Genomic DNA, 11,351 nt, shown 5'->3' with positions numbered 1-11,351 from the left:
GATTGCGACGAGCCGCGGCTGCTTTTAGCCTCGCTCCATCACAAGTTGTCGCATGCAACGCGACGCCGACCAGGGAGCCCTCATGTCAGCCATTCAATCCAAACGTCTCACCACGCCTGCGCGCTCGATCCACGCAGCCAACACTCACCACTCCCAACCTGTCAGATCCGAAAGCGAGGGATTCAAGTGTCGCGCTTTGTGTACGGCATTGGTCACAGTATTGGGTGGGTGGCAAAGTCCTGCGCTGGCCCAAGGGCGGACTGATACTTTGGCTATTACGGGCCAAAGTGCGCCTGGCACGCGTGGAGGCACCTTCACTTCATTTTCAGCGCCTGTGATCAATCAATCTGGGCAATTCGCGTTCCAAGGATTTATGAATGGCGGTAGCAGCACCGGAGGAATCTACAACGGTACCGCGGGTAATGCATTGTCCCCTGTTGTACTGCAAGGCCAGAGCGCCCCAAGTGCAGGCACAGGGAGGTTTTCTACGTTTAGCAACCCCGTACTCAACGAAAGCGGGCAAATAGCCTTCATCTCTTCTATCACTGGGGGCAGCAGCACCGTAGGCATTTACCGAAGCGACAGTGGCGGCGCGCTCACCGCCATTGCTTTGCAAGGCCAAAAGGCGAATGGCGCAAGCGCTGGGACATTTTCAGGCTTTAGCAACCTCTCAATGAACGAAGGCGGACAGACGGCCTTCAACACCTCAATCATTGGAGGCAGCAACAGTGGGGGAATCTACCGCAGCAACAGCGCAAGCGCGCCCACCGCCATCGCATTGGTTGGGCAAAATGCCGGCGGCAACGCCGGAGCATTTTTCTTTGTTGGCAATCCAAAGTTGAACGATAGCGGTCAAGTCGCTTTCAGAGTCACCCTCACTGGGGGGACCATCGCCCAAGGTATCTACTTCAGCAACGGTGGCACACCCTTCACTATCGCCGCCCATACCCAAGGTGCTCCCGGCTCTGGGGGCGGCATGTTTCTCGATTTCGGCAACCCCGTGCTGAACAATAATGGGCAAACGGCCTTCAGAGCCCTATTGACTTTTGGCAGCAGCACTGAGGGCATCTACCGAAGCAGTGACGGCACACTCACCCCGATCGCCATTCAAGGCCAAAGTGCGACCGGAACTGGCGTTGGTACCTTTGCGTCCTTTAGTAGCCCTGTTTTAAACGCTAGTGGGCAAACGGCTTTCGTTGCCAACATAACCGGTGGCAGCACTAATCAAGGCATCTACCGTAGCAGCAGCACAACCACGCTCACCGCCGTCGCGTTACAAGGTCAGAACGCCACCGGGTCCAGTGGCGGGACCTTTTCCTCCTTTAGCAACACTATTTTGAATGATCGCGGACATACCGCCTTCAAAGCCAACATCTCCGGAGGTAGCAGTAGCGAGGGACTTTACGTTGGTGACGGACAAGACACCGTTGCCGTGCAACTTGCGGGCAGCACGATTGCCGGGAAGACGGTGAGCTCCATAGACACGCCTCTCACTGGCAGCTTCAACAACCTCGGTCAACTGGCCTATCGAGCCGTCTTCACAGACGGCGGCTCCGGCAACTTCCTCTTCACCCCCGACCTGCGCTGGCGCCAGGCCATCAGCGGTGCGTGGGATACAGCAGCCAACTGGACTCTTGGCCTGGCACCGGCATTCGTGCATGCGATCAAGATCGACCCTAACGTCAGCCTCACCGTCACCGGTCCCAAAGAGGCGCAGTCCGTCAAGTCGCTCACGGTAGGCGGTGGCAACGGTATTGCCACACTCAAATTGGCAGGCGGAACGCTTACATCTGAGAGTGCCGTACAAATTGCCAGCACCGGTGTGCTAACGGGTGAAGGCGTCATTACAGGGCGTGTACTGAACGCTGGCACCGTGCGTGCCGACAACCTGCGCTTTGATCTCGGCTTGGACAATGTAGGCCGCGTAGTCGGCAACGGTCGCATTGCTGCAAACCTTGTAAACGCAGGTCAAGTTCGCGTAGGGGCTGGCGAGGCCATGCTCTTGAGCGGCACCACGCACACCAACGCTGGCACGATAGAAGTGCGCAATGGTGGCGAGTTGGAGATAAGCGGCTCGGTAACCCAAGCAGCCAATGGCCGCACGCTCCTGGACAACGCCACCTTGCGCTTCAACAACGGATTGACCAATGCCGGCCAAGTGAACGTGGGCTTTGGCGGTGCATCGGTGTTTGGCGAGGTGGTCAATGCAGCGGGGGGCAAAGTCATTGTGTCGGGCAATAGCCAGGCCACTTTTTATGACACCGTAGAAGCCAAGTCCGGTAGCGAACTGCGCGTTTCTGCAGGCAGCACCGCGCTGTTCTTCGGGCAGGTGTTGCAGCGTAACGGCGCGGCATTCACTGGCAGCGGTACCAAGTTCTATGAAGGAGGCTTGTCGGTGGGCAATTCACCCGGCGCTGCTAACGACGAAGGCTCTGTGAACTTTGGCAGTGGCAACCTGTACCTGGCCGAAATTGGCGGCACGCAGGCAGGCACGGGGTTTGACTACTACAACGTGGCGGGCAACCTGCACTTTGGTGGCACGCTCAAGCTGGTGTCGTATGGCGCCTTCATCGGCCAGGCTGGCCAAACGTTTGACCTGTTTGACTGGGGCACCAGCAGCGGCACGTTTGCCAGCATTGACAGCAGCAGCTTCCACCTTGCTGCGGGTACACGGCTGGATACATCCCACCTGTACCAAAACGGCACGATCAGTGTGGCTGCTGTGCCTGAGCCTGAAACCTACGCCATGTTGTTGGCTGGCTTGGGACTGATGGGGGCGATGGTACGTCGCCGACAGACCAAAGCGTAAGCAAAGGCTGTGAGAAAACACGCATCACCCGACCGTTTTGTCAAATATCAATTTTCCAAGGAGATTCATCATGCATCACTCTTCACCTGTGAGTTCACCAAGCGCTGTAAAAGATGCTCGCAAAGCATCGCGCATCTCGCGACCCCTGATCTCGCTATTTCTCGCTCTAAGCGCACTGTTCCTCGCCATGCCGGCAAGCGCCGGCTTGACAGTCTTCTCAGACTCGGGAAGCTTCTTGGCAGCCACTGGTTCTGTTCAAACTGAAACATTCAATAGTTACACCAACGACCAAGCGGCCAACAACCTTAACTTCGGGGCATTTGTGGGACACAACAGCCTGCAGGTCGATGCACCGGACCTGAAACTTAGCATTGACGGCACCACCAACCTCTATTCCGATATCTCCTACGGCGGCTGGTTCACGCTGCGATTCAATGCGCCGATCATGGCCTACGGTGCATGGTTCTCCGGGTTGAGTTCACGCATAGGTCTTACGGTTGCTGCCGACAGCCTTTCAGGCTATGGCTCATATTCCACTTTGGGCCGCTATCAAGCAACAGCGAGTCCAGATAACACGCCGCAATTCATCGGATTTACCTCGACAGAAGCTTTCAACGGCATTACCTTTGAATCCAATGGCTGCTGCAGCGCCAGATTCGCCTTAGACAACGTGATGTACACCCATGCACTGGCACCCGTGCCCGAACCCGAAACTTACGCCATGCTGCTGGCAGGCTTGGGTGTAATGGGTGCAGTGGTACGTCGGCGCAAGCAAACAAATTGATGGCTCTGGTTCTCGTGACGCGCAGCACCGGTTTGTTCAGCGGACGCACCCTTCTGCGTTGCGGGTTGACTGCTTCAACCGTCTTACGTGTGCTCTACCTCGGCACACTGATGAGTGTTCCGCCACTGCTTCATGCTCAACCGACCGCAGAAGATGGGCCGCCGCCATCAACGTTGGCCGCCGACATGTTTGAGACCGTGACTAAACTGCCGGTCACAGTCAAAGACATGTACGGCAAATCCATCGACGGTCAGATGGTGCTCACCCATTTCAAGCCGCCGGGGGATGGACCTTTCCCCGCCGTGATCATGAACCATGGCCGTGACTCCAACCAGCGGGCAAACCCCTCGCGCTATAGATACTCAGACGTTGCACGCTACTGGTTGCGCCGGGGTGTTGCGGTATTCGTACCCACCCGCCTGGGTTACGGCGACAGTGGCATGGAACAGGATCCGGAATTCACCGGAGAATGCAACTCCAAAAACTTCGACGCAGCCGCCGCCGTCACCAATGTCCAGACATTGGCCACGGTGGAATTCGCCATCAAGCAGCCCTGGGTCAATCCCAGCAAAGTCATTCTCATGGGGCAGTCCATGGGCGGCTTTGCCACCGTGGTGGCCATGGGGACCAAACACCCATCGGTCATTGCAGGCATCAACTTTGCCGGGGGAAGCGGTGGCGATGCAGTCAACCGCAAAGCCAACCCATGCGGCTACCACCGCGTAGCCGCTACGTTTGAGAAAGCTGCCAAAGCCAACGGGGGCAGCACGCCCATGCTGTGGCTGTACTCCGAAAACGACAACTACTGGGGCCCTGACATTCCCCGCAAGTGGCACACCGCCTACACCGGCGCAGGGGGTAAGGCCGAGTTTGCGCCATTCGGCCCGGTGAGCACCGATGGTCACAGCCTGCTGGCCAAAGGCATGTCCATGTGGCGACCTGTGCTGGATCAATTTGTACGTCTCCAGGGCATCGCGATTCCTCAAGCCACTGGTGCGCCACCGGCCAGTGGTTTCGCCGCCATCGGAGACGCCAGCAAGCTCCCCCTTGTCAAACAGGACGTGAAGGAGACGGGCTATGTGCGCTTTCTCGCACTGGACCTGCCTCGCGCACTTGCCATTGGACCCAAGGGCGAATGGGCATTTTTCTCGGGGGAGAACGTGATTGCGCGAACGCTGGATCGCTGCGCCCAAACTGCCAAGACCGCGTGCAAGCTGTACGCTGTGGACGACAACGTCGTGTGGCAGCCTTAAATCAACGCTCGCGTCAAAAGACTACACCGACCACTGCAGCAAGGGCTGCAGCACACTGGCACCCAGCTTCTTGGAACGTTGACCGCTCCAGCCGGTGGTAGGGTCGGGAAGGTTGACATTGTCCTTGAAGGGCATCTCGATCGTCAGAGCCATACAACCGAAGCGCTGGGCGATCCAGTTGGTGGCCAGTGACATATTGGCCTGGCCTGCCGCCACGCGGCCGTAATTGAGCGTGTCCTGGAAGTCGGGGCAGGCACGCATCCAGTCGGTCTTGAAGTCGTCTTCCAGCTCGGCAATACGCGGGGTGTAGCCCGGCGTGCCTTCAGAGCCGACTACAAAGTTGCAAGGCAGCGCTTCGTCGCCGTGCACATCCAGGCACAGGTCCACGCCAGTGGCCTCCATGGCTTGGCGCACCAGGGCCACTTCAGGCGAGCGCTCCATGCTGGGCGCGGCCCACTCCCGGTTCAGGTTAGCGCCCGCAGCGTTGGTGCGCAGGTTGCCCAGCACGGCGCCATCCGGGTTCATGTTGGGCACCACATGGAAGTTGCAGCGCTGAAGCAGGGTGCGGCTGACGGAGTCGTCGGCGTCCAGCAGGCGTTCCAGAAAGCCTTCCACAAACCACTCGGCCATGGTCTCACCGGGGTGCTGCCGGGCGATGACCCACACGTCCTTTTTGTCTTCCTCAGCCACCAGGCTATGCACGTCAGCAACGCGCAGCACGCTCATATCACGCCCCTGCACGGTCGTGCCCAGCCGTTCCACGGTGACCAGCGACGAGGCTGCTGCCGACGCCAGCAGGTCCAGGTGCTGCTCGTACGAATAGGGTTCGAAGTAAGCGAAGTAGATGGCGTTGGTCTGCGGTGTGATGCGCGCAGTCATGACCTCGCCGTCATAACTGGTCTCAATACGGCTCCAGTGTTGGCGATCCTCGCTGCAGACCACCTGGTAACCCTCCCAGCCCTTGGGGTAGGCGCATTGCTTGGCGTTCATGAACCGCAGGGTTACCGGCTCGCCGGCCGCTCCATGTAAGCAGAAGTGGAACCACTGGGCAAACTCTGCTGCCGTGTCCTGGCGGATGCGCAACTGGATGTCGTGCGCAACGTCGAGCCGCAACACCTCGATGGCGCCGGAATCGAACTGAGAAGAGATAGAGAGTGGATTCATAGTGTTTTCAGGCAGTGGCGCTCATGGAATGAGCGCAAGCAGCTACTAAAAATATAGCAAATTACTGCGGCAGCACGACTTTAACCAGTTGACCGGGCGTAGGCTCCCCGCCGCCATAAAAACCATTGATCAAGCGCAACTGTTGCTCAGGTCGGGCAATCGGCGAAGTGCGGGCCAGCTCGGCAAAGCCGCCTTTGGGGTAGGGCACGGACTTGATCACCCAGGGCCGGGCGGCGGCCTTGTCGGCCGTGGTCAGCGCCCGGAAGCTGCCTTCAGCTTCGCGCAGGCCGGCTCGTGCACGCGCCAGTGCATTGGCATCTTTGGCGGTGGACTGCAGCAGATACACCCGATCTCCCGGCCCGGAGACGACCGTGGCTTCCAGTGCCACGGTGGTGCCATTGGCATTGGACCGCGCACCAGTGAATCGCGAGGCCTGCAGGCCATTGATGGTGGTGGCCTCCAGCTTGCCCTGGGTGGGCTTGAGCAGGTTGCGCACCACATCAGCAGGTGCCTTGCCGGCCTGGGCCGGCACCACACGCACCAACAAGGCAGCGTCACGGGCCGTGTTGATGAAGGCGAGTTGCTCCGCATCGTTCTGGATGTACCAGCCGGCAGGTGCTGTGAGCGCCAGGCCCAGAGGCTCATGGTAAAAATTGCGCCCGCGCACCAGCCCCTGGTCCGGGCTGTCGCCGAAGTTCATGTTGCTGATCGCCTGCAAATAGCGGGCCCGGCCTTCGTCGTTGTAACGGTCCTTGCTCTGGTACTGCGCGGCCAGACGGGTAATGGTCTCCAGGCGCTGGTCATTGCTGGGGTGGGATGCCAGCCAGTCGCCTTTGGCAGGCGCCGGACGTCCTTCGGCCTTGGCCTGGTCGGCCGCAAACAGCTCCTGATTTTTGAGGACCTTGATCACGTCGATCATGTTGCGGGGGTCGTAGCGGGTGCGGTAGAGGTATTCAGCACCCAGGCCATCTGCCTGCAATTCCTGCTCGCGCCCGTACGACGCGATATAGCCCGCCGCCACGTTTTGCGACACCTGGCCCGCCAGCTGCCCGGCACCGGTAACGCCGTAGGCCTCTGCCACCGCACCCAACACGCTGGCAGCGAACACGCCCAAGCCCGCGTTTTGCTGGCTGGTGGCGCGCTGTGCACCATGGCGGGCAGTGACGTGGCCGATCTCATGGCCGATCACCCCGGCCAGATCGGCCTCGCTTTCCATGTAGGCCATGATGCCGCGCGTGACATACACATAGCCGCCGGGCAGGGCAAACGCGTTGATCTCGGGGCTGTCCAGCACGGTGAAGTGCCACTGCAACTGGGACCGGTGACTCTGCGCTGCCAGCTTTTGGCCCAAGGCGTTCACATAGGCCTGCAGCTCCGGGTTTTTGACCACACCGTATTCCTGCAACACCTGCTGGTGCCCCTTGGCGCCCTCGGCCAACTCGGCCTCTTCGCTCATGGCCGAACGCTCAGTTTGCCCGGTCACCGGGTTGACCACATTGGTGCCGCAAGCCACCAGCAATGCGCTGCTGACCAGCGCCACACTCCACCAATAACGCATGAGGAAACCTTAGATTACGCGCCGCAACGCCAAGCCCGAATTTTAAGGAAGTCCTGTGGGTCCGTCGTGCCACATCGTCCGGTTGCGGCCCGCCGTTTTGGCCCGGTACAAAGCCAGATCGGCCTGGTGCAACAAACGCGTCAAAAACACCATATCACGCCCCTGGTGCAAAGTCTGTTGGGCGCATGACACCCCGATACTGACCGTGACTGGCTTGTTGTCCACCCTCACCTCCCGCACCAGCTGATGCACCCGCTGGGCAATGGCACTGGCACCATCAGGCCCGGTACCCGGTAGCCAGAGGGCAAACTCCTCACCACCGTAGCGCACCACCACGTCACTGCTGCGCTTGCAGGCCTGCAATTGGCGAGCCAGCTCCTGAAGCACCCGATCACCCTCGTCGTGGCCATAGCGGTCGTTCACGCGCTTGAAGTGATCCACATCCACCATCATCAAGGCAGCGGGAGCCCCCAGTTCGGACTGCATTTGCCATTGCTCAACCGCACGCTCCAGCGCACGCCGGTTACCCAGTCGGGTGAGGGGGTCGGTCAGGCTGAGCGTGGCCAGTTCCCGGTTTTGGGATTCCACGCTTTGGGCGTGCTGAGACAACTGCTGGTGTACCGATTGCAACTCCGCATTGGCTTGTGACAACTCCGCAGCCAAACGTTGCGCGCGTGCACGCGCTTCGACCAACTCGGCCTCAAAGCGGCTGCGCTCCAGGGCTACAAAGAACACCCAAACAATGCACTCCTGCCCGTCCCACTGCCCGCGCCGCGCATTCACCATCACCGGCACCCGCTCGCCCGCCCCATTGATGAGGTGCAGATAAATCTCCTTCACATATCCATGTCGCAGCATCAAGGGCCACACATGGGTCTGCAAAAAGACCCGGCTGGGCGCGGGTAAAAAGCCGTCCAGATAGCGCCCCCGCCAATGTTCTGCATCCTTGCCTACCAAGGCCAACAAGTCACTATTGGCAGTCACGATATGCCCCTGCGCGTCCGTCACCAGTACCGGGCTCGGAAGCAGATCCAGGCGATCCATGAGTGACGCCCCAAGCAAAGCTTCGGGACTCAATCTTTACGGGCCAGGTACGTCTTCATTGCGTCCACCACCAGATGCGGGTGAGACATATGGCAGCAGTGCCCCACGACGTCCAGCACCTGGTAGGTGCTATTGCGCAAGTGCTTATGCAAATACTCCCCCACCTCCACGGGCGCCAATGCGTCATAGCGGTGCTGCAAGATCAAGCTGGGGCAGCTCACGTGCGGCAGGTCAGCCCGGTTGTCCGCATAAAACGTAGCCTCGGCGAAGATGCGCGCAATCACCGGGTCCGTGGAGCAGAAGCTGTCTGACAAATTGTCTGCCACCGGTCCGCCACCCTGTTCACCCGAAATGACAGGGGTGAGATAGTTGGCCCAACCAATGTAGTTCTGGTCCATCAAGGCCAACAAGCCCTCCAGATCGGTGCGCTCAAAGCCCCCCACATAGTCCGGAGGCTGGTTGATGAAGCACGGCGACGGACCCAGCAGGACCAACCGGTCAAACAGTCCGGGCCGTGCGATGGATGCCAACATGCCAATGGAGCAACTCACCGAATGCCCCACAAAGGTGACGCCCGATGTCAGCCCCAACGCATCGCACACATCCAGCACGTCCTGGGCATAGCCGTTCAAGGTGCTGTAACGCCGGCTATCGAAGGCCGAAATGTCGGACTGACCGCTGCCCACATAGTCAAACAGCACCTGCCGGTGGCTTGAGGTAAAAGCAGGTACCACCTGCGACCACATGTGCTGGCTGCAGCCGAAGCCATGGGCATAAAGCAAGACTTTGTCGCCTTCGCCAGTTTCATGGACGTTATTGCGCTTCAAGACATTCATGGACAAGGCTCCCGACGCCTAGGTTGTATTGGGAGACAGTCTAGGTCAAAAACCCTGCCTGTGAAAGAAATCCATGCGGCACTATTCGCACGCGGGTGGGTGGGTGGCGACGGCGGCAATGGGGCTGAACACTTGCTTGACATGGAGTTGCTATTCATCGGCTCAGCGACGATCCTGTGGCCTCTGTGCGTTTGGTATTTGCTGCTGAAACCTTGGTTCGCACATCGCTATGCAGCCAAACAAACCTGAAATCACGCTTCCAGCCTTAAGCCAAAGTACCAAACCGCATCCCCGCTGCCCGCGAAGCGAGACGGAGAACACGGGTCACGCCGCCTGCCGTGCCCCCACCAGCCCCGCCAGACGGTAATTCAGCTCAAAACCTGCCTCTGGCGCTCATGGAACATGCGCGAGCAGCTATAAAAACAATAGCAAAAGCCAGGCCAAGCAAGCCTACGCAAACCACACCGCCGATAATCGGAGCATGACAGCTTTCTCCACCCTTCCCCTCGCACCTGCCACGCTGGCCAACCTGCAACAGTTGGGCTTTGATGCCATGACACCCATCCAGGCCGCCAGCCTGCCCGTGGCCCTGGCCGGCAAAGACCTGATTGCCCAGGCCAAAACCGGCAGCGGTAAGACGGCCGCCTTTGCCTTGCCCCTGCTGGCCAAGCTCAACCCCCGCTGGTTTGCAGTGCAAGCCATGGTGCTGTGCCCCACCCGTGAGCTGGCCGACCAGGTGACGGTGGAAATCCGCCGCTTGGCCCGCGCGCAAGACAACATCAAGGTTGTGACCCTGTGCGGCGGCGTGGCCACCCGCGGCCAGCGCGCTTCGCTGGAAAACGGCGCGCACATTGTCGTGGGCACGCCCGGCCGCATCATGGACCTGCTGGAGCGCGAGTACCTCACGCTCGAAGGCCTGAACACCCTGGTGCTGGACGAAGCCGACCGCATGCTGGACATGGGCTTTTTTGAAGATATCGTGACCGTGGCACGCCAGTGCCCCAAAGAGCGCCAGACCCTGCTGTTTTCTGCCACCTACCCCGAAGGCATCGAAAAGCTGGCCAAGCAGTTCATGCAAGACCCGCAGCAAATCAAGGTGGAAGCCCCGGTGGCCGACAACACCATCGAGCAGCGCTTTTTTGAGGTGGATCGCGAGTCCCGCTTCAGCGCGGTTAGCAGCATCCTCAACCACTTCCGCCCGATCAGCACGATAGCCTTTTGCAACACCAAGCAGCAGTGCAACGAACTAGTGGACACGCTGGTGGCTGACGGATTTGTGGCCCAAGCCCTGCATGGCGACCTGGACCAGCGCGAGCGCGACCAGGTGCTGGCCCAATTTGCCAACCGCAGCTGCTCGGTGCTGGTGGCCACCGACGTGGCCTCCCGTGGGCTGGACGTGAAAGAGCTGGACATCGTCATCAACGTGGACATCACACCCGACCCGGAAGTGCATGTGCACCGCATCGGCCGCACCGGCCGCGCGGGCGAGAAAGGGCTGGCCCTGAGCCTGGCCAGCATGCGCGAGATGGGCGCGGTCGGCAAGATCGAGCAGTACCAGAACGCGCCCTCGGTGTGGCACAAGCTCGACGAGCTGACTCCGAACGGCACGGGCCGCTTGCTGCCCCCCATGGTCACCGTGCAGATTGCCGGCGGCCGCAAAGAAAAAATCCGTCCCGGCGACGTGCTGGGCGCGCTCACCAACGACGAGGGCGGCCCTGCCTTCACCCGTGAGCAGATCGGCAAGATCCAGGTCACCGAGTTCTGCACCTTTGTCGGTGTGGCGCGTGACGTGGCCCAGGCCGCATGCAACAAGCTCAATGCCGGCCGCGTCAAAGGCAAGAGTGTGCGAGCACGTTTGCTGTAAACCCAGGCTCCGTAGTGGCGGGCAAGAAGCCAGTTTATC

Annotated in this window: 7 protein-coding genes and 2 pseudogenes; 5 read left to right on the top strand and 4 right to left on the bottom strand. The window is 60.0% G+C overall.

Annotated elements, in window-relative coordinates; translation table 11 throughout:
- Positions 1-52 precede the first annotated feature (52 nt).
- The 4 genes and pseudogenes from RAN89_RS18600 to RAN89_RS04935 form a co-directional block, all read left to right on the top strand.
- A pseudogene (locus tag RAN89_RS18600) lies at positions 53-1,555 on the top strand (DUF7453 family protein); the annotation flags it as partial.
- A gap of 1,155 nt (positions 1,556-2,710) precedes the next feature.
- Positions 2,711-2,809: pseudogene (locus RAN89_RS18595) on the top strand (PEPxxWA-CTERM sorting domain-containing protein); the annotation flags it as partial.
- Positions 2,810-2,879: 70 nt separating this feature from the next.
- Positions 2,880-3,593 (top strand): PEP-CTERM sorting domain-containing protein, encoded by a 714-nt coding sequence (locus RAN89_RS04940; protein WP_313868517.1) that lies wholly within the window; start codon positions 2,880-2,882, stop codon positions 3,591-3,593.
- Positions 3,593-4,846 (top strand): alpha/beta hydrolase family protein, encoded by a 1,254-nt coding sequence (locus tag RAN89_RS04935; RefSeq protein ID WP_313868516.1) that lies wholly within the window; start codon positions 3,593-3,595, stop codon positions 4,844-4,846. The genes RAN89_RS04940 and RAN89_RS04935 overlap by 1 nt, the downstream gene beginning before the upstream one ends.
- A gap of 21 nt (positions 4,847-4,867) precedes the next feature.
- Here the strand turns inward: RAN89_RS04935 and RAN89_RS04930 are convergent, their stop codons facing one another.
- The 4 genes from RAN89_RS04930 to RAN89_RS04915 form a co-directional block, all read right to left on the bottom strand.
- Complete coding sequence (locus RAN89_RS04930; RefSeq protein ID WP_313868515.1) at positions 4,868-6,010, bottom strand: M14 family metallopeptidase; 1,143 nt, start codon at positions 6,008-6,010, stop codon at positions 4,868-4,870.
- A gap of 61 nt (positions 6,011-6,071) precedes the next feature.
- Positions 6,072-7,568 carry a M48 family metalloprotease gene (locus tag RAN89_RS04925; RefSeq protein WP_313868514.1) on the bottom strand — a complete coding sequence of 499 codons (1,497 nt, stop codon included), beginning with the start codon at positions 7,566-7,568 and terminating at the stop codon, positions 6,072-6,074.
- 42 nt (positions 7,569-7,610) lie between these two features.
- Positions 7,611-8,612: a GGDEF domain-containing protein gene (locus tag RAN89_RS04920; RefSeq protein WP_313868513.1), complete on the bottom strand. Its 1,002-nt coding sequence runs from the start codon at positions 8,610-8,612 to the stop codon at positions 7,611-7,613.
- A 29-nt stretch (positions 8,613-8,641) separates the two neighbouring features.
- Positions 8,642-9,448 carry an alpha/beta fold hydrolase gene (locus tag RAN89_RS04915; protein WP_313868512.1) on the bottom strand — a complete coding sequence of 269 codons (807 nt, stop codon included), beginning with the start codon at positions 9,446-9,448 and terminating at the stop codon, positions 8,642-8,644.
- Positions 9,449-9,929: 481 nt separating this feature from the next.
- On the opposite strand from RAN89_RS04915, the gene dbpA reads away from it, so the two are divergent.
- A complete protein-coding gene (gene dbpA / locus RAN89_RS04910; protein WP_313868511.1) occupies positions 9,930-11,312 on the top strand; it encodes an ATP-dependent RNA helicase DbpA in 1,383 nt (460 codons plus the stop codon).
- The last annotated feature ends 39 nt before the right edge of the window (positions 11,313-11,351 follow it).

The organism is Rhodoferax mekongensis, assembly GCF_032191775.1.
In the GTDB taxonomy this organism is placed as follows: Bacteria; Pseudomonadota; Gammaproteobacteria; order Burkholderiales; family Burkholderiaceae_C; genus Allorhodoferax; species Allorhodoferax mekongensis.
Note: the sequence above shows the minus strand (reverse complement) of the source record. Positions and strands in the feature narration are given on the sequence as shown.

Excerpts from the sequence above, each read along its gene's own strand:
- RAN89_RS04940 (WP_313868517.1), top strand. The coding sequence starts at position 2,880 with ATGCATCACTCTTCACCTGTGAGTTCACCAAGCGCTGTAAAAGATGCT.
- RAN89_RS04935 (WP_313868516.1), top strand. The coding sequence starts at position 3,593 with ATGGCTCTGGTTCTCGTGACGCGCAGCACCGGTTTGTTCAGCGGACGC.
- RAN89_RS04930 (WP_313868515.1), bottom strand. The coding sequence starts at position 6,010 with ATGAATCCACTCTCTATCTCTTCTCAGTTCGATTCCGGCGCCATCGAG.
- RAN89_RS04925 (WP_313868514.1), bottom strand. The coding sequence starts at position 7,568 with ATGCGTTATTGGTGGAGTGTGGCGCTGGTCAGCAGCGCATTGCTGGTG.
- RAN89_RS04920 (WP_313868513.1), bottom strand. The coding sequence starts at position 8,612 with ATGGATCGCCTGGATCTGCTTCCGAGCCCGGTACTGGTGACGGACGCG.
- RAN89_RS04915 (WP_313868512.1), bottom strand. The coding sequence starts at position 9,448 with ATGAATGTCTTGAAGCGCAATAACGTCCATGAAACTGGCGAAGGCGAC.
- dbpA (WP_313868511.1), top strand. The coding sequence starts at position 9,930 with ATGACAGCTTTCTCCACCCTTCCCCTCGCACCTGCCACGCTGGCCAAC.